15 protein-coding genes are annotated in these 17790 nt (G+C 59.5%); 3 read left to right on the top strand and 12 right to left on the bottom strand.

Annotated features, from left to right (window positions below):
- Positions 1 to 61: 61 nt before the first annotated feature.
- From ABCR88_RS07965 to ABCR88_RS07935, 7 genes are all read right to left on the bottom strand, one after another.
- Complete coding sequence (locus ABCR88_RS07965) at positions 62 to 1204, bottom strand: fimbrial protein (RefSeq protein WP_350404373.1); 1143 nt, start codon at positions 1202 to 1204, stop codon at positions 62 to 64.
- A 229-nt stretch (positions 1205 to 1433) separates the two neighbouring features.
- Positions 1434 to 4493: a GLUG motif-containing protein gene (locus tag ABCR88_RS07960; protein WP_350404372.1), complete on the bottom strand. Its 3060-nt coding sequence runs from the start codon at positions 4491 to 4493 to the stop codon at positions 1434 to 1436.
- Positions 4494 to 4568: 75 nt separating this feature from the next.
- On the bottom strand, positions 4569 to 6200 hold the full coding sequence (locus tag ABCR88_RS07955) for a ShlB/FhaC/HecB family hemolysin secretion/activation protein (protein ID WP_350404892.1): 1632 nt from the start codon (positions 6198 to 6200) through the stop codon (positions 4569 to 4571).
- A gap of 94 nt (positions 6201 to 6294) precedes the next feature.
- Complete coding sequence (locus ABCR88_RS07950; protein ID WP_350404371.1) at positions 6295 to 7053, bottom strand: fimbria/pilus periplasmic chaperone; 759 nt, start codon at positions 7051 to 7053, stop codon at positions 6295 to 6297.
- Entirely contained in the window at positions 7053 to 9635 is a 2583-nt protein-coding gene (locus ABCR88_RS07945) for a fimbria/pilus outer membrane usher protein (RefSeq protein WP_350404370.1), read from the bottom strand. Before ABCR88_RS07945 ends, ABCR88_RS07950 begins: the two co-directional genes overlap by 1 nt.
- Before the next feature lie 175 nt (positions 9636 to 9810).
- A complete protein-coding gene (locus ABCR88_RS07940) occupies positions 9811 to 10554 on the bottom strand; it encodes a fimbria/pilus periplasmic chaperone (RefSeq protein WP_350404369.1) in 744 nt (247 codons plus the stop codon).
- A gap of 27 nt (positions 10555 to 10581) precedes the next feature.
- Positions 10582 to 11148, bottom strand: coding sequence for a fimbrial protein (locus ABCR88_RS07935; RefSeq protein ID WP_015634520.1), 567 nt, complete (start codon positions 11146 to 11148; stop codon positions 10582 to 10584).
- An 878-nt stretch (positions 11149 to 12026) separates the two neighbouring features.
- Between ABCR88_RS07935 and ABCR88_RS07930 the strand changes: the two genes are divergently transcribed.
- Complete coding sequence (locus ABCR88_RS07930; RefSeq protein ID WP_350404367.1) at positions 12027 to 12665, top strand: hypothetical protein; 639 nt, start codon at positions 12027 to 12029, stop codon at positions 12663 to 12665.
- A gap of 192 nt (positions 12666 to 12857) precedes the next feature.
- Positions 12858 to 14024, top strand: coding sequence for a Shedu anti-phage system protein SduA domain-containing protein (locus ABCR88_RS07925; RefSeq protein WP_350404366.1), 1167 nt, complete (start codon positions 12858 to 12860; stop codon positions 14022 to 14024).
- Between the two features lie 28 nt (positions 14025 to 14052).
- Here the strand turns inward: ABCR88_RS07925 and ABCR88_RS07920 are convergent, their stop codons facing one another.
- From ABCR88_RS07920 to ABCR88_RS07910, 3 genes are read right to left on the bottom strand one after another with little or no spacing between them, the layout of a single operon-like run.
- Positions 14053 to 14595: a lysis system i-spanin subunit Rz gene (locus ABCR88_RS07920; protein WP_350404365.1), complete on the bottom strand. Its 543-nt coding sequence runs from the start codon at positions 14593 to 14595 to the stop codon at positions 14053 to 14055.
- The gene (locus ABCR88_RS07915; RefSeq protein WP_350404364.1) at positions 14592 to 15143 is read right to left on the bottom strand and encodes a glycoside hydrolase family 19 protein; all 552 of its coding nucleotides are present in this window, start codon (positions 15141 to 15143) and stop codon (positions 14592 to 14594) included. Before ABCR88_RS07915 ends, ABCR88_RS07920 begins: the two co-directional genes overlap by 4 nt.
- Before the next feature lie 27 nt (positions 15144 to 15170).
- On the bottom strand, positions 15171 to 16214 hold the full coding sequence (locus ABCR88_RS07910; RefSeq protein ID WP_350404363.1) for a contractile injection system protein, VgrG/Pvc8 family: 1044 nt from the start codon (positions 16212 to 16214) through the stop codon (positions 15171 to 15173).
- Positions 16215 to 16294: 80 nt separating this feature from the next.
- On the opposite strand from ABCR88_RS07910, the gene ABCR88_RS07905 reads away from it, so the two are divergent.
- Positions 16295 to 16765 carry a hypothetical protein gene (locus ABCR88_RS07905; RefSeq protein WP_058435497.1) on the top strand — a complete coding sequence of 157 codons (471 nt, stop codon included), beginning with the start codon at positions 16295 to 16297 and terminating at the stop codon, positions 16763 to 16765.
- On the opposite strand, the gene ABCR88_RS07900 is transcribed toward ABCR88_RS07905, so the two are convergent.
- Together ABCR88_RS07900 and ABCR88_RS07895 are read right to left on the bottom strand one after the other, a co-directional pair.
- On the bottom strand, positions 16762 to 16968 hold the full coding sequence (locus ABCR88_RS07900) for a tail protein X (protein ID WP_058435498.1): 207 nt from the start codon (positions 16966 to 16968) through the stop codon (positions 16762 to 16764). The genes ABCR88_RS07905 and ABCR88_RS07900 overlap by 4 nt on opposite strands.
- Entirely contained in the window at positions 16943 to 17788 is an 846-nt protein-coding gene (locus ABCR88_RS07895) for a phage tail protein (protein ID WP_058435499.1), read from the bottom strand. Before ABCR88_RS07895 ends, ABCR88_RS07900 begins: the two co-directional genes overlap by 26 nt.
- Positions 17789 to 17790: the final 2 nt, after the last annotated feature.

Below are 17790 nucleotides of genomic sequence, written 5' to 3'. Positions count from 1 at the left end.
TTGAACGACGGTGTTGGGTAGAACTCGCCCACGGACGAACCGGCTCAATGAGCGGTCGCGATCATGGGAAGGTAAAAGTGAACTCTGCGGCCCCGTTGGCCTCCCCGCCGGCCTCGACTTCCTGGTCATTGCCAATGCGGATGTAGCTGGCCCGCAGGGGAATGCTTGCGCCATCGCCGATGCGCTGCATCTCGTAGCTCTGGCCGCTGTACTCGATGCGTTCCGAAGTCAGCCCATTGGTCATGACAATGCCGAACCCCCGGGTACTGGAATTGATCAGACCCAGTACGCCCGGGACCGACGAGCCCCCGGACTTGTCGATAAAGCTGATGCGAGGCTTGGCCTGCATCGAACAACGGCTCAAGCCGATACTGAAAGGAACCGCAGGCGAGGTAGCGTTGACCTGGGGAAAGTCCGACAGGGCGAAGCGTCCCAAGCGCACCCCGATCTCTTTGTAGGCTTCCACCACGCAGGTCTTGGGCAGCTCGATGTTGATGTTGAAGTCCATGCCGCCCATGACCAGGCTCGTGCGGCAACTGCCGGTCAGCGGTGCGCTGAGCTGGCTCAATTGGGCCCCCAGGGTCGACTCGTTTTTTTCCAGGTCGTACGCATACAACTGCAGGTAGGAAGAGCCTGTTACCTGAGTCACTTTGAGGGTGCCCGTGGGCAACTGATCCGGTGGCACGGTCAGGATCAGTGACTGAATAATCTGGGTGACCATGGTCTGCTTGGGTAAACCGCTCTCAAAGACCAGGTCGTCATTTTTTTCCAAGGCAATCGGGTAGGTGACCTGGGCCACCCGTATTTTCTTGCCCCCTTGAGGAACAACCTCCAGTCGCAAGCCAATGCCGGCGACATCGGTAGGCGCGGCACCATCGTACTGCGGCGTACCGGGGGTCCAATGCCCCGCAGTCACCAGTTCCCGAGGTCTGCCGGAGACAGCCAGGTTGAAACTGGTATGCAAGGTCAGCGTACGCTGCCATAACACGGTTCCTACCGCGGTATTGGTGTTCAACGGGTTGATCAGCCGCCATTGCGTAACGGCGTTGCTGGTGACGTCGCAGCCCCTGGCATAACCGTTCACCGAGGCTGCGCGCGCTTGCGTGCCGACCCAGCCGCAAAGCATCGCTGCAAGCACGACGCCATGAACCCACAGGGACAGCGGTCTACGCTCGGTTGCAAGCCTCAGCCATTGGCGAATCATCTGTCTTTCTCCCTGTCTGCACTGTTGGAGCACCGCCTGTGTGAACGGCCATGCCCTGCACAAACGAGATGGGTTGTCCAACAGTGGCCGGCTGCTTCCGGCCACCCTTAAGAAAGATCATCAAGGAACGAGACAAGCAGGTACCCGTCATCAGTCAGCACCCGGTACGCCAGGCATCAGCCAGGTGCACCGGGGAACTGCCCTTCCTCAGATCAGTGGGTACCGGTCATCAGTTGCGGATATCGCCCTCGTTCAGGCCGACCGCTGGCACTTGCGCCGCCAGCTCCTCCGCCCTGTTGTAGCGCATGTCGCCGTAGTTGACCCCGACCAGGCCACCGTAGGTCTGGGCGTTGCGCGCAACGAAGTTGATCTTGCCGGAGGCCGAAGAGTTACGCAGATCGCCCGTGTTCAAGCCGACCAGTCCGCCCAGGAGGGCAGAGACGCCGCCGCTCACCTGGCCATCGGCCAGGGAGTTGGTGATGAACGAATTGTTCTGACCGACCAGGCCGCCAACCGCACTCCGATCACCGCCCACTACGTCGCCTTTGGCCGATGCGCTATTGATGCGGTGATCGACAAGGTCGCCATTGGTACCCACCAGGCCGCCGACGAAGCTGGTGACGCCGCCGCGGACGTCACCGCTGGCTTCGGCCGAACTCAGGTCACCGTCGTTGTAACCCACCAACCCGCCGACGTTGCTGATGTTGCCGCCGCTGGCATTGCCACGAGCCACGACATATTCGGTGTTACCGCCAAAGTTGTGTCCGATCAGGCCACCGACATTACTGTTGGCACCACCTGTCACATTGCCGGTCGCTTCCGCCGTGTGGATCTGGCTGTCCTCGTTCTTGCCCACCAGACCGCCAATGTTGGTGCCGGTGGAGTCAGTCACCGTGCCAGTGGCCTTGACGTTCTTCAGCTCGCTGTTCTGGTTGAAGCCCACCAAGCCACCTGCGGCCAAGGACGCTGTACCCGCAACCGCACCACTGGCGCTGGAGTCGATGATGGTGCCATTTTTGTTGGTCCCCACCAGACCACCGATGCGGCTGGCGGCATAACCCCAGACATTGACCGAGGAACTGGCGTTCTCAATCAGGCCGCCTTGGTTGTAGCCCACCAAACCACCCAGGTTCGGGTCGATGTAAGGTGGGCGAACGGGTGGGTTAACGGGTGGACGGAAACCCGTTCCGATCGTACCGGCACTCGAAGAACCCTTGATTTCCCCGCCCTTGTTGATCCCCACCAGGCCGCCCATGCCACCCACCTCACTGAGCTGTACGGTGCCCAACACCTGCACGTTGGTGGAGCTATTGGTAATACTCCCCACACCGGCGCGGCCAACATTGTTTTCGCCGACCAGGCCGCCCATTGCCAAGGTGTTGTTGTTACCGGTCACCGTACCGGTCACCGATCCACGGTTGATGCTGCCGCCGGCGTTGACGCCGACCAGGCCACCGACGGTGTTGGTCTGATTGCTGTTGGCGTTCACGACCAGGTTGGTGCCACTGACGTTTTCGATGCGGCCGGTGTTCTCGCCCACCAAGCCACCGATTTTTCCGAAGCCCGAGTTGGAGGTAGTACCGTTGATTCTCATCGACGCCAGCTTGAGGTTGCTGATGCTGCCGGACGATCGGCCGAACAGACCACCGTAAGGCCCATCGGTATTGACGGTGAAACCACTGATGGTATTGCCCAGGCCCTCGAAGATTCCGTTGAACTGTCTGTTGCCACCAATGGTCTTGATGATGCCGGTGCCCTTGATGTCATTGCCCAGCACATACAGGCCACCGAGGTTGGTGCCGATCGCCTGCAACTGCGCGGAGTTCTGGATCACTGTGTACAGGTCATCATTGACGTCGAACGAAGCGCCGCTGCCGGACAGGGTGACCTGGCCGCGATCGCCCAGGACATAGCTGTTGCCGTAGACCAGGCCGAGGCTGCTGTTGGCACCGGTCAGCGCTACCGCACCATTGAGCTTGATGTCCCGATCGGCCTGGAGCTCAACACGAGCGCCTGTACCGCTGGCCTTCAGGTTTTTATTGAGGTTGATGTCCTGGGCCGAAGCGACGTTCAAGTGATTGCCGCTGCTCCAGTTGATATCACCGTCGATCGAAACGTCGCCGGACTTGCTGCTCAACTCGACGTTGGTGGAAGCCAGGTTAAACGACAGGGTATCGGCATACACGTTGTTGCTGCCGGGGGTGGAGGTTGGGCTGACATTGATATCGGTGGAACTGATCTTCCAGGTACCGGCCTTGCCATTGGTGGCCAAGGTGTTGACCCGGGCGGCCAGTTGCACCTTGGTGTCGGCGCCCTTGGTCTCCACGACACCGCCATCACCGATCGAAGTCAGTGCGTTGGCGCTCATCGAGCCACCGACGTTGACCACGCCGACATCACCGCCGTCCAGGGTGATCTTGCCGGCCTTGCGCGACAGAGTGTTGGCTTCGATGGCGCCCTGGTTGTTGACCACGGTCTGCAGCATCGAGCCGGCACTGCGTGCGGTCATCAACACCTGCCCGCCATCGGCCTTGAGCAGGCCGCCGTTGCTGACCAGCGCATTGATCGCCGCGGCATCGACTTTCAGGTCCAGCAGGTTGTTGCTGTCGAAGCTGACGGTGAACTCGTCGCCGCCACCCAGGGCCACACGGCCCTTTTGCGCCTTGATGTCGCCTTCGTTGCGCACGGTCTTGCCGAGCAGGGCCACGCTGCCACCATCGGTGGTAGTAATCACGCCGTTGTTGACGATTTCAGCTTGTGAGGTCCCGGCAAACTTGTAGTTGCCGGCCTTGAAGTTGTCATCGCTGATGTTCTTGGTCGAGACCACCAGGCCACCGACGTTGACCTGAGCGTTGTTGCCGAATACCACGCCGTTGGGGTTGATCAGGAACACCCGGCCGTTGGCATTGATCTGCCCCTGGATGTTACTGCCGTTGACGCCGATCACCCGGTTCAGGGCGACCGAGGTCTTGGTCGGCTGGCTGAAGGTCACCGTCTGGCCACGGTTCACGCTGAAGTCGTTCCAGTTGGTGATCAGCTTGTCGGAGTGCTGGTTGATCGACATCTGCTTGCCATTGTCGAACGTCAGGATGTCCGCAGATCCGGAGACTATCGTGTCGCCGGTCGGCAACGCGAAGGCCATAGGCAGAACACCAATGCCCAGCAGCCCGGCCACCATCACCACCAGGCCCTTGCGTGTTCCGGAGCGACGACGACGGCGCGCGCCCTCGTCGGTCACACTCCAGCAGCCCTGGGCCTGATTCCACACCAATGCATAAACCTTATTCACGTTGACTCCTTATCTACTTATTAACGCCCTGCAACCTATGCAGGACGGCACCACCTCCGAAGCACACGCTGGCCTTCAGAAATACTGTGTCGCGCTGGCCCAGATCCGCGGCGTGCGCTCGGGCCCGCTGCCTTCCTGGTTGTTGTCCAGGGCCCAGGCACTGGTCACGCTGATCTGTTGCGAAGGACCGCTCCAACTGGCACCCACACCGGCGCCCGACAGCTGGCGGCGGTTCTCGTCGTGGATCCAGGGGCTCTTGTTGACCTGCACCGCGCCGTGATCGACAAACGCCTTGAGCTGCCAGCGCGGGGCCAGGAGAAAGCGCAGCTCCAGGCTGGCCTGCCAGCCCTGGTCGCCACTGCCGGTCCCCTGGGGATAGGCGCGCACATCGAAGGGGCCGCCGATGCCGAATTTTTCCGAGCTGTCCAGGTTGGTCGAGGACCATTGGCCGTTGAACTGGCCATAGAGCTGAAAGCGCGGGCTCAGGTACTGCAGGCGCGCGGCATTGAGGTTGAGCTTCTGAAAGCCACCGTTGGTGCCGGCCGTGAAATGGTCGCGCCACTGGTCCATCGGGTCGTCGATGCTCAACCGGCCACTGCCGTAGGTGAGGTAGAAGAAGTTCTGCCCGCCGCCGAGCAGGCTGTCCTGGGAGTTGCCGTTGAGGCTCAGGCTCCACAGTTCCACATGCTTCTGGCTGCTGACTTCGAACAGGTCGATGTCGTCGCGCAGGCGCTTGTCCTCGTACTGCAACTGGGCGCTGAGATCGAAGGTGCGGCTGCGGATCAGCGGCTGAGTGATGAAGACACTGCCGATGCTCGCCTGGCCGTGGGCCTCCAGCACCTCGAAGTCCCGGCTCAACTCGTAGTTCATCCGCGAATAGGCCACGCCCACACTGGTGGACCAGGGGCCCAGGGGAAGCTTGTAGGCGGCGCGGTAGTAACGCTGGTCCTCATCGCTGCCGAGCAGGCGCAGGTTGAACTGATCGCCCAGGCGCAAGGGGTTGTTGAGGTTGAGGCTGCCCCCGAGGCGGTATTCGCCGGTGTAGTAGCCGCCGAAGTTGTCGGCTTCCAGGGTGCCGCTGGCCCAGGGCCCGGGCTGCGCATTGACCAGCAGGTCGGTGGTGCCGCGCTGCTCGCCGGCACTGAGAGTGCCCTTGACCCGGACCCCGGGAAGGTCGCTCAACAGCAGCAGGCTGCGTTCAAGATCTTCACTGCGGACCGCGGTATCGCTGTGCAGTGACGACAGCGGGCCTGTGATCACCGAATTCAGGGCCCGGGACTGGTTGTTCACTTGAATACGACCGTAGCGACCTTCCATGACCTCGATACGCACCACGCCGTCCTCGATGTCCTGGGCCGGCAGGAAGGCCCGGGCCAGCATGTAGCCCTGGTTCTGGTAATAGGTCGTCAGGCGCTCGGCGGCCGCGCGCAGCTGGTTCAGGTCCAGCTCCTGGCCCTTGAGGTCCGCCAGCAGGGCTTGCAGCGTCTCGTTGCTGAACACCTGGTTGCCGACGATCACGAAGTCGTTGACCTGCAAGCGGATGCCGGAGGTGTCCGGAGCCTGGGCAGGGGCGCTCGGCGGCTGCGCCGGCAGGTCCAGCTCCGGTGCCGGCTGCTCCGGCAAGGCCGGTTGCGTGGCCTGGATGTCGCGCATCGCCTGCCCGGCGTTGGGCACATACACCGCGGCAGCCGCCACTGCGGGCAACATCAGCAGCAAGCCCAGGCAGCCCCCGGACAATCGCTGCCAGCGCCGTTCAAGGCGCCCCGCAAGCGGGCTGTTCGATGACTTGCCCAAGGCAACTTCAGTCTTGTATCCGCGCACTTCCACTCAGCGTCTCCCCGCTGTCAGTTGCCACTTGGTAATGAACCACCGCTTGATCCGGGGTAATTCCCTGCATATCGGGCAGGGGAATCCGCGCCGAGCCGAAGGGCTCCACGGTGATCCCCTGCAATGTGATTGATCGATTGCCGCTGCCCAGCGCCACCTCAGCGAAGGACACGTAGTACGGGGTCGGGTTGCCGGCCAGCAGCGCAGCGCCAGCCTGCCCCGGCGCCACAAGGCGCCAGCGCAACTGGCCGACCGCTTCGTCAGCCTTGCCGGACAAGCCCTGGGGGCGGTACAGCAGCTTCATGCGCATGCGCGATGTCAGCCGCAGCAAGTCGTCCTTCGCGGCCGCCAGGGGCGGTACTTCGAGAAAGTTGATCCAGAACACCGACTCCCGATCGCCGGGTAATGGCTCGCCGCTATAGCGCAGGACCAGGGCTGCGTTCTGCCTTGGCTCGAGCCGGGAGATGGGTGGCGACAGCACGAATGGCACCACCAGCGCGCTGGGGTCGACCTCGGCGTCGCCCTTGTCCAGCCAGGCCTGCAATAGGATCGGCGCACGGCCGCTATTGCCGACCCGGATGCTGATGGCCGGCTTGCCGGCGGGATAGATGAACCGTGTGCCGACAATCGACAGGTCGGCCTGGGCCCAGCCGCTGGACAACGCCAGCAGCCCCAGCAGCCAGCGGCAACCACGCAGGGAGCAAAGACGGCCATATCCGCCTTGATGGCCCATCAAGGCCGCTCCTCTACGGAACCTGCCGGCATCGCCCGGCAGGGACGCTGAAGCACCACATAGCCCGTGGCGGAGGCCGTATCGCGGGGCGGCAACCGGTAGTCGATCAGGCACTGCTGATCCGGCTCCTGGCCCCATTCCACGCGAATCGTGCCCTGGTCCTGCTCGGTACGCAGCACCAGGCGGCTGCCCTGGCCCACCGCCCCCAGCTCGGCGCCGTCCTGGGCATCGACGGCCACGGCAGCAAACGGCAACTGCTGGCCATCGGGTTGCTGGCTGTCGATCAGCACCGCACGCGCCCTGCGGGTCGGGTACGAAAGCATCACCACCGCCCCCGCCACCGGCGCCACATGGCGTGAGCTGAGCAGCAGCTCTACGTCGTCGGCAACGCCAGTGGGGTCGATGTCCACGGTGTTCAATTGATAGGGGCTCAAGCTGGAGACCACGGCATAACCGCTTCCATCCACCCGCGTATCGGCATAGCCGACCCGGGCGCCCTTGGCATCGGGAGCATGCACCAGGCCCGTGGTTTCACTCAGGGTCTGGGCGAAGGTCAAGCCACCCGAATGCAGCACCATGCCCCCGGAAGCACCCAGAGACTGCTGGCGATAGTCACGGCCCTGGGAAAAGCTCGAACTCAGGGAAACCTCGGGCAGGAAATAGTTGAGGCTGGCGTTGGTCGAGGTTTCGCCCTGGCGCTGGTCATGGGCGGCGGACAACGCATAGGTGGCGTCGCCATCCTTGTCCAGTACGCCGGAGATGCCGCTGGTGTAGTGCGCGCCAGAACGCTTGTCATGGCTGGCGTAGCTGTTGATCGTGGTACCCCGGCGCCCTTCCCGCCCCAGGGGAATCGACAGGCTGAAGCTGAAAAACGTGTTGTCCGCCCCCGCGCCTGCCCGTGAACCACTGCTGGAAGCACGCATGCGCTGAGCCATGAAGGAGTAGCTGTTACCGCGCCACTGGTTGCTGTAGCCCATGGCGAAGTTCAGGGTCTGGCCCTGGCGATTCCAGTACTGGAGGCTGGAGCCCGTGGCATAGAGCTGCCCTGCGCCGTCGCCCAGTTGCTGGTTGATGTTGATATCCAGGCGGTCACGGACCCGGGCGAACGAGTCGACGCTCTCGCCCTGGTTGACGTGATCCTGCAGGGTGATGGCGTCATGCAGGCCCAGGTAACCGCTGGTGGAATAGCGGTAGGCCAGCAACGAGAAGTTGGTCCCGCTGTTGGGCAGGTTCTTGCTGTAGGACAGGCGCACGCTTTGGCCCTGCATGCTGCCGCCCCGGGGCAGCTCGGTTCGGGCCTGGGTCAGGTCGAGGCCAAAAGCCCCGAGGGAAGTATTCAGTGCGCTGCCGATCAGCGCCGACATGTAGCTGCCGGTGAGTGCCGTGCCGGCATAACCGGTCAATTGGTTATCCAGGCCGTAGTGCAGGGTGCCCTGGGCCACATATTGCTCGCTGCCACCGAGCCCGGGATTCGCCACCTTGCCCGCCGTCAGGCTATAGCGTGAGGTGCCGGGGCGCAGGGTTTGCACGGTGGTGGCAAAAGGTACGGTAAAGCGGCTGGTCTGGCCGTTGGCCTCGGTGACCGTCACGTCCAGATCGCCGCCAAAGCTCGCCGCTTGCAGATCGGAAATCTCGAACGGCCCCGGTGCAACGGAGGTTTCATAGATCATGTAGCCGCGCTGATAGACCGAGACCTTGGCATTGGTGCTGGCCGTGCCGCGGATCTGCGGTGCGTAGTAGCGCTGGCTCTCGGGCAGCATGCGCGGGTCGCTGGCCAGCCGGACACCGCGAAACGATACCGAGTCGAACAGATCGGCTTCGGTCGCGCTCTCTCCCACCAGCAACTGCGAGTGCCAGGCCGGCAGGTCGGTCTGGGCATAGATGTAACCGCGCTGATAATGGCCGCCCACCTCAGGCGACCAGGTGGCGGTGCCGCTGTGACGCAGACGCCAGTCACCCAGGTTGACCCCCAGGTTGAGCCCGGCATAGCCGTCGGTCTGGCTTCGCCCATTGCTCTGGGAACTGAACAGGCTGGTGTTGTAGTTGAGCGTGGCCGCGGACACGCCGTAATCCCAGCTCGCCGGATCGACGTAGGTTTTCGACAGGTTCTGCTGCAGGAAAAGCTGCGGCACCGACAACTCGATCTTCTGTTCCGCAATTTTGACGCGGGTGGTCGCGCCAGGGATGTAGCTGCCCAGGTCGCCGCAAAACAGCCCATCGCCCATGAGAGGGTGAGAGGAATGGGTGCCCAGGCTCGCATCGGTCTTTTTCAAGTCGATACCCAACTGCTGCAACAACGAACGGTCGTAGCACGGCTGGCTGCCCTGGGGGTCATCGCTGGCGCGGAACTGGATTTCCTGCAACGCCCGCCACTGACTGCTCACCAGCACATCAAGCAAGTAAGTGCCGGGCGCGACATAGCCCACTTGTTGAAAGCGCGAGGTATCGATGGGAGTGCCCTTACCTTGAAATAGCATCTGGCTGTCGAACAACACATCCTGGCTGGAGCCCGTATCCGCGGCCTCTGCCGTCGCCGGCGCGATGCCGTCCTGGTCGGCCACCAGCACCATGGAATTGCTCATCAGCACCGCCGCCAGACACAGTGACTGCGTCGCCGGAACCCGTCTGCGGCCGGATGAAGGCCCAGAACAGCTCGCACGCAAATGCCGATGGCACGGAATACGCGACATAACGAAGCCCCTGCCCCTCAAGAAAACCAAGCCACTGAAAAGCCCACAGAAGTGATGAGGAACCCCGTCAAAGAAGCGACTTTTTCAGCAGGCCTCGGCCGCCGAAATCATCGATCACCTCATATTCAATTGATGCCTTGGCCGGCTGTGACGGAGCGCCCGCTGGCCAGGAGAAAGACTCATATCCGAAGGGTGCGACCATGCCTGGCTTCAAATCGATTCGACGGCCTGACACAGCAACTTCCATGCGTCCGAAGGACACGTAATAAGGTGTCGGGTTGTACACTTTGATAACCGGCACTTGCGAAGCGCTTGCTCGACTTAATTCCCACTTGAGCTTTTCGCCAGCCATGCCCGCATTGCCAATCAAGTTGTCAGGGCGAAAGAAAATCTTGATCCGAGTCCTGAATGCAAACTGCAATACGTTTTCGTCCTGTTTTCGCCGTGGTGGCGTTTCCAGTACATTCAGCCAGAACAATGATTCGCGATCTTTTGCCAAGGGTTCTTTTGAATAAGACACACGCAATATCGCCGAGCCTCCCGCTTCCACCCGACTGACTGCAGGAGCCAGAAGAAAAGGAACCTTGATTTCCTCAGGAGACTTGTTGGCATCGCCTTCGTCGATCCAACTTTGCGCCAATAAGGCCACAGAGCCGGTGTTACTCAACTTCAATGTAACTTCACGAGCATCTGCTGGATAAACCAGGCGCGTACCTTCCAGTACTATCCCGGCATGCGCGGCCCCCGACAGTATCCCCAGGAACATGACACCGATAACGAGAGAATGAACAAAACGCGCAGTCGGCGTCATGACCTGCCCCTTAATAACTAACTGCTGTTATTGGTACGCAAGGGTGTAGCGGATGTAGGACACGCCCGAACCTGCACCGACGGTGGCTTCAGTAGATACGTAAGCGGCCTTGTACTTCAGGGTTGCCGCCTTGTCGGTGGAGATCGTAGCGATCTGCGGGGATGCTTCGGCTTGGCCCAGGACGATTTTCTGTGGCGTGGTGTCATGGTCGTTATAGACCTCGATCTGCACGCCCGTTGCAGGCTTGCTCCCGATCAGCTTGAGGTTGCCGGAGGCAGGGTCGACGTTACCGAGCTGATCGAACTCGATGGAAACCTTCTTACCGGCGGTGCAGTTGGCCCCCGAGAGTTGCAGTACGAACGGTACCAGTGGAGACCTCGCACCGATCTTGTCAAACACAGTAGGCTTGATAGTGCCAAGTTCAACGTTGGTTTCATTACCTTCGCCCGGTGCCTTGCCGTTGATATCGCAGGTAGTGTCAGAGATGCTGCCACTGAACTTCACCACGCCATCGGTAGCCTGGGCAAAGGATGGAATCAATGCTGCCAGCATCAACCCGGAAGTTGCCATGGACAAGAGAGTCTTGCGTTTCATCTGATTTCCTTTTCCAAATGATTATAAGGAAGCAACAACAAAACACTTCCCTCCGAAAGCAACCGACAATAATACTGCCGCCAGCCTGGAAGAGCGGATTTGCCTGACCTTATAAAAGTTAATTAATGCTGCTTGTTCCCGGCACCCCGGCCGGCTTGAACTACAAGTTCGGATCGGGTCTGCCAGCAGCGACCAAGCATATAGAAGAGTCGATTTATTTGGATCAAGATCACTACAGCATGATTTCCGGGAATGCTCGCGCAGAGAAACAGGAAATTTCTCGGAAGGGAAAACCGACTTAAACAACAAACAAACTAAAATTATTCGCTAATAACAACTTTCTGGAGTATCAATCCAATAGCCGATAACAGCATCGAGTATTGTGGACTATTGATATTTGGCCACGCACCGCCGAAGCGACCGGGCTCAGGACGCACTGATTCCGCCGGCGCTAACAGTTCGGCAGAAGGCGTTGCTGGAAAATGAGGAGGGGGGGGCACGGCCCGGGGCAGCCGATTGCGGGCAACAAAAAAGCCCCGGAAATCGATGATTTCCGGGGCTTTCATTTGTATGGCGGAGAGATAGGGATTCGAACCCCTTCCTATCTCCACTCAGGCCGCTTTAGGCCAGCAATTACGGCAAAACCGAAAGCATTGAAAGGCTCATTGCGGCCTACGGCGGCCCCGGTTATGCCCTAAATTTGCCCTAAACCACGACCAACAATCAGCAGCTCGTCGGCCCGAGTCGCACAACAGATACGAGTCATTTACTGTATAAGCATACAGCATCAGTTATAGCAGTCTGATCTCATGAGTATCCCCTCTAAAGCCGAGTGGCTTGCCCACTGGCGCCGGCACCTGGACGACCACGAACTCCGTATGAGTTACCCCGAGGCTTACCGTCAAGGCTGCCTGGCCGTCAGCAAAGATATGGTCGACGCCGAGGTCATCGATCAGGCTCAGAAGTTCGACCTGGATGAGCTCGCAAACGCTGCGTACTGGCACGCCGTTGAGACGCTGATCGATTGCGAACCTGAATTCATATCGTCCGCCTTCTACGACCTGGTTCCTCGAGGCGGCGGGCCGCGGCTGGGCAAGCTCTGGGGAAGGACCTATTACCCGGAAGGCTCGGTGGAATGGGCAGCCCAGGTGATCGATGAGAAAGAAAGTCGTCGGCTCGTGTTCCGAATCAATTCGGATGTGTGGTCAATGGACGGCCTGACGATCACAACGGCCGACGGCAGCCTTTATGACCTGGTGATCACTGGCCAACGCATCAACGGACGCGAGTATACGAACATCGATGACCCGGACGCATACCGAGCCCTCGCGGATCAAGCATTGATTGCTCTGGAAAATCACGACTTCGAAACCTACCGCCGTGCTCGCCCTCTTCTTCTCGCTGCGGCATTCAAAAAGTGCGCCGTGTGTCTGGACCGGTTCACCCTGCGGGAAGACTGCCACGCCTGTAATGGGCGCGGATTTTTTGCCAGAGACGGGGTCACGTCTACAGTTTAGAGATCGCTGAGTTCTGATCCTTTATCCACGTTTACCCACAAAACGTGCAGAAGAAATTGCGAAAAAGCTACGTCTCCGAACAGATAATTTCGAGTGAGATTAGGTAAAAAATTTGGCCATGTAAAAAACCAGGGTATTAGTCTAATCTCGTCTATAGCTCACCAACACTAAAATCGATTGCCGAGAGACCAAATGTTATTTGAAAAATTCGAACAAAAAACAAAACAAATGTGGACTTCATATCTAACAAATATCTCTATAGCGCACAAAGAAGGGAGATTAGAAACAAAAAATAATAAAATCCTTTATCCAACGATGTTAATTATTTCACAGTGCAAAGGCTATCACATAGCAGAGCTGACTGGCGCCTCCGAGAAATTGAACCCTCTCATAATAAAAAGACATAAAGAAAGCTCAATACTTAGGTACCTCGGGCAGTTTGATAGCGCACAATCAAGCCCAATAATCCATATGAATGGCGACTGCAACGGCCTTGACTCCCTTTGTTTAAGCCACACTAAAAACCTCGACGAAATAGCTGAGCGCTTTCCCTATCTAAAACTTCAAAAATCCATACTAACTATGGAGAACACCTACGGCAGCACCATTACCTTCGGAGAAGACTTCGTCTCATGCTTAATAAATAACTGCACTTTCTTAAACAAAAAAGAAACCATTTACAGAAGCAAAACAATTCTTTCAGCAATATTGGTTAAGAATTCGATAACAAACGCAGAACTAGAAAAAATATTTGAATGGACAACCGAGAAAGAATCAGTAGTGGGTGTACAAGCCGTGAGCGACAAGGATCGCCGCATCATTCTCGCTAGCCAGCTACAGAATTTATATTTACTCCCTGGATTACGCGAAACAACAATAGGTGAGTTCCTCAAACTCCATCCAGAAATAATAAAAAAAGCTTTTGACACAGAACATTTCGAGTATGAGCCATCGCTTAAGTGGGTCGAACACGACGGCTTCTGCACTGACAATGAAATAAACCCTGACTTACTAATAAAAAGAAAAGATGGATACTATGATATTTGCGACCTAAAAACAGCTAAACTTGAAAAAAACAGAATCACTAAGGCAGACCGTAGCCGCAGGAGATTCATTGATTATGTATCCGAAGGAGTCGCCCAACTTGCAAACTACAGGGAGTATTTCCAATACCCTAAGAATGCCGCACTAGCGAAAGAAAAATATGGAGTTGAAATAAAAAACCCACGACTTATCTTGGTCGTGGGCAACTGGGACAACTTCAACGAACAAGAAGTAGCTCAAGCTTGCCGGCAATACGAGAATCTAGAAGTAATAGACTACGACACCATATCCCAGCTCTACATTAACTCCGAATAAAAGCTTCAACCCCTACTAGCTCGAGCACTTACTTATCATTTACGATATTCCCTGACGCCGATGAAACTTCCATTACGTACTCTTGGCATGCTCCCAGGGCGATCAGTCCCTGATCACCGTCGCTGGTGATTCCGACAATTCGTTGAGCAGCCGCTGGGTCAAGTTCGGCTCTCGCCGCTCCATGAACCAGGCCGCCGGCGCCGGCGGTGGCTGGCACCACACAGCTACTACCCGAGGCGGTAGCGTTGAGTAGGACTGACAGCCGGACATCAGCAGTAGCCAGCTGGCCACGCAGGCGAGCCTGTTTCGCTTGTTCATCGCGCAATTCCTTGTAGTGGGTTTCATCGCTTGCTTGCAGGCGATCCTCCAGCGCTCGACGGGCGTCTTGCTGCTCGCCCTGCCAATTGATCACTGCCGTCGCGACCTGCTCCCGGTCGGTGCTGTACGCCTCGGCCTGCTCAGCCAGTGCCTTACCGTAGGCGTTGGCCTGCCATGTCCATGCGCCCCAGCCGCCCAGGGCAAGCCCCAGCACCAGTGCAAGAGCTGGTAACAACCAACCCGGGGCCTTCAAGGCAGCACCTTCAATGCACGCTCATACAGCGCCTCGCGATCAGCCAGGCCGTTGGTTCCGCCGTTGATGCGCTTGGTGATCGTGAGAAAGTCGCCCTTATCGGCCAAGGTATTCAGGCCGGCCTTCTGCCAAAACCAACCCGCCGACAGCGCAGCATAGACCGGGGTTTCCAGAAGTTCAGGGGTATTGAGCAGTCGAGCATCGCTGAACAGCGCTTCGCTACAGGCTTCATAGTTCGTCCGGCCCGTGACTTGAATCAGCCCCCGGCCCCGGTACTTCTGGCCGTCGCCATCCACTTCGGGTGTGTTGCCCAGGCGCTTGGCCAGGCTGCCGGTGTCGTACTTGCTCAGGTACTGATCGCCACCCAGCTCGCGCACGTACTGAAGCTGGCCAGACTCATGGCCGATCTGCGCGATGAACGCCGCCATGCGCAGGCGGGTGATGATTGCGTACTTACTCATGGCCGCGTTGAGAGCAGGAACAAAAACGCCGGCTTTAGCGCCGGCGTTGGGGAGGATCTGCAGCAGCTGCTGCGCGGTAATCGTCATGCCTGATATCTCCAGTGATGATGAGGGTTAAAGCTGCTCGACCCTGAGCGGCTTGGTTGCTTTCTTTTTCTTGCCCTTGGCTTTCGCCTTGCCCTTCTTGCCGCCGTTGCACTCGACCGTGGTGCTCCACCCGGACTGGGTAAACACCTGCTCGACCGAGTCCACCAGGTACTCGCCATCGAGGCCGACCTTGAAGCCCTGGGCATTGATCATGCGTTCAGCGAATAGATCGGTTCGGCCTGGCATCTCCAGGCGCACACCGGCGGTGCTGCGGTTGAATGCCGCCAAACGGGCCTTGGCGGCCTGCTCAGCGGCGGACTTGTTCGGATAGATATGCCGGTCGGTGTGCACTGGCGGCAGGCCGTCCGGCGAGTCCTCGTTGCCCAGGTCGACGACCCGCAGCTTTCCGCTCTTCTTGTCCTGGTGCTTGGTCTGCACCGCCTTGTGGGTGCTCTTGTCACCCAGGCGAAACTGATAGCGGCTCACGTCGCGACGGGTGATGGTGACGGTGCCGAGGGCTTTGCCGCTCGCGCTTTGCCCGACCTGTCGGGGCAGCACCAGCAGCTTGCCGTCGGCCACCTTGGCCGTACAGTCGTACTGCTTGGCCAGGCGGGTGATGAAGTTGAAGTCCGATTCATTGAGCTGGTCGACCCGGGGCACCTTGGTCGTGACCGGGCACACCGACTGCCAGCCATTACGGGCGGCGATATCGCGCACGATCTGTTGCAACGGCACATCCTCCCAGCTACCGCTGCGAGTGGTCTTGCCACTGCCGCGCATGTCGCAGGCCTTACCGCGTATCTCGATGGTGTCGGGAGGGCCGGTGACCACCACTTCATCCACCGTGTAGCGCCCCAGCCGGGCCAGGGCTCGGCCTTCGTAGCCCATGAACACCTCGATACTGGCGCCCCGGCTGGGCAGCGCCACCGCTTGGGCGCGGTCATCGATGCGCAATTCGAACTCGTCCGACTCCATGCCCGGCTTGTCCGAGGTGCGTAGGGTCACCAGACGGTCATTGATCAGCGCTGTGATGTCGCGGCCATCGGCGACAATTCGGAAAATGGGTGTCATGCAATAAGCCTCCCCGAAGTGACGGAGCCGCCTGGACTGCATAGAATCCGGCGACCATTGCCCCTACAGGAGTTGAAGGAATGAAAAGGATTGTTGGATTAACGCTTTGCCTACTGGCCGCATCGATGGCCCATGCCGAGCAGAAACTACGAGTTATCGACCTCGGCGAGGACACGCCGGTCAGCGCCGAAGCCGCAGAACGTGGAAGGCAGGCCATTGCGGCCCAGGAAGCTGCTAAGAAGATCAAGCCCGAGGTGGCACGCGATTTCCTCAAGCGCCTGAATAAGGCGGTGGAGCACGGCCAAAACCTAGCATTGTCGGGGAGCATGGACGGCAAACAAGCTCGGGAACAGGCGATTGCCCTTCGCAAGCTGCAAGACGAAAGCGACCAGTTCGGCTCACTGTTCGCCCCCTTCGCAAAATGCCGCGCTGCTGCGATTGATGCCGCCATGTCGTGGCAGGGCATGATCTCCCAAGACGTCCGCCAGTATTCCGAAAACAACACCTCCTACCAGGCCAACGCCAAGGAATGCGCGCAGGCTGCGGGCTAATCCCAGAGCAGCACCTGGGCATCGACCGCCGCCGGCAAATCCGGCAACACGATCAGCACCCCAGCCCGGAATGGCTGGGGTTCATCGCCCAGCCCGTGGTTGGCATCCAACACCGCCTCCACACTGCCATTCAGGTGGCCGTAGAACTGATAGCAAATGGTGTCGAGCAGATCCCCACTAGACGTTCTGCAGGTCGTCGCCATAGCTCACGAACTCCAATGAAAAGCCCTGTTTACGCGGCACGCCGCCAGCCAGCAGGTGGCTCTGTTCTTCTTCCAGGCTGGTCAGACACCAGCTGCCCAGGACTTCGCCATACCCCGTGGTGAGGCTCAGCGGCTGGAGCCGCCGGCCGATACTGCGCAATTTCTGTAACTGCCCGAGCCCGCCCTTGAACCCTGGGAATACCGCGCCCTTGAGGGTGATCTTGTCGTCCCCCTGCCCCACCGCCTGCTGGGCAATGCTGCGCGTGAGGCGCTCCTGCCCCGCCCAACGAAACGCCGTCTGCCGGCGCAGTTCGTCGAAGGCCGCCGTGTCCAGGTTGAAGTAGTAGGGCTGCGCACCAGGGCGCAGCGGATGAATGATCAGCAGGTGCGGGAACGGCTTCACCGCTGCCGCCGCCGGCATGCCCAGGCCTCCCAAGGCACCACTCGGGAAGATGCTGCCAAGGGAGGGGCTGACCTGGCCACCGATGCGGTTGATCGCAGCCCCCGCGCGGGCCGTCTGCTCCTGCAAGGACCCCAATCGCTGCTGGATCTGCCCCGCCGCCGACACGGCTTGGCTGTAGCCAGCGGCGACCTGGCCCACCACTGACTGCGCAGCCGTAATACCGCGCAAGGTTCGTTGCAGCTTCGCGCCAATCTCCGGCCCTACGAACGGCACACTTTCAAGTTCGGACGCCGCACCGGTGATATCGCCGATAGCCCCGTTCAACGGGGTCAACATGCCGTCTGCGCTGGTGCGCCCGGCCTCCCCGGCGGCAACCAGGGACTGGAACCCCGATTGCAGCTGTTCCATATAAGCCATAG

It is taken from the genome of Pseudomonas sp. W17 (assembly GCF_040268305.1).
GTDB lineage: Bacteria > Pseudomonadota > Gammaproteobacteria > Pseudomonadales > Pseudomonadaceae > Aquipseudomonas > Aquipseudomonas protegens.
This window is presented reverse-complemented; position numbering and strand designations above follow the sequence as displayed.

Coding starts and splice junctions, on each gene's coding strand:
- ABCR88_RS07965 (WP_350404373.1), bottom strand. CDS start 1,204: ATGATTCGCCAATGGCTGAGGCTTGCAACCGAGCGTAGACCGCTGTCC.
- ABCR88_RS07955 (WP_350404892.1), bottom strand. CDS start 6,200: ATGTTGCCCGCAGTGGCGGCTGCCGCGGTGTATGTGCCCAACGCCGGG.
- ABCR88_RS07950 (WP_350404371.1), bottom strand. CDS start 7,053: ATGGGCCATCAAGGCGGATATGGCCGTCTTTGCTCCCTGCGTGGTTGC.
- ABCR88_RS07945 (WP_350404370.1), bottom strand. CDS start 9,635: ATGAGCAATTCCATGGTGCTGGTGGCCGACCAGGACGGCATCGCGCCG.
- ABCR88_RS07940 (WP_350404369.1), bottom strand. CDS start 10,554: ATGACGCCGACTGCGCGTTTTGTTCATTCTCTCGTTATCGGTGTCATG.
- ABCR88_RS07935 (WP_015634520.1), bottom strand. CDS start 11,148: ATGAAACGCAAGACTCTCTTGTCCATGGCAACTTCCGGGTTGATGCTG.
- ABCR88_RS07930 (WP_350404367.1), top strand. CDS start 12,027: ATGAGTTACCCCGAGGCTTACCGTCAAGGCTGCCTGGCCGTCAGCAAA.
- ABCR88_RS07925 (WP_350404366.1), top strand. CDS start 12,858: ATGTTATTTGAAAAATTCGAACAAAAAACAAAACAAATGTGGACTTCA.
- ABCR88_RS07915 (WP_350404364.1), bottom strand. CDS start 15,143: ATGACGATTACCGCGCAGCAGCTGCTGCAGATCCTCCCCAACGCCGGC.
- ABCR88_RS07910 (WP_350404363.1), bottom strand. CDS start 16,214: ATGACACCCATTTTCCGAATTGTCGCCGATGGCCGCGACATCACAGCG.
- ABCR88_RS07905 (WP_058435497.1), top strand. CDS start 16,295: ATGAAAAGGATTGTTGGATTAACGCTTTGCCTACTGGCCGCATCGATG.
- ABCR88_RS07900 (WP_058435498.1), bottom strand. CDS start 16,968: ATGGCGACGACCTGCAGAACGTCTAGTGGGGATCTGCTCGACACCATT.
- ABCR88_RS07895 (WP_058435499.1), bottom strand. CDS start 17,788: ATGGCTTATATGGAACAGCTGCAATCGGGGTTCCAGTCCCTGGTTGCC.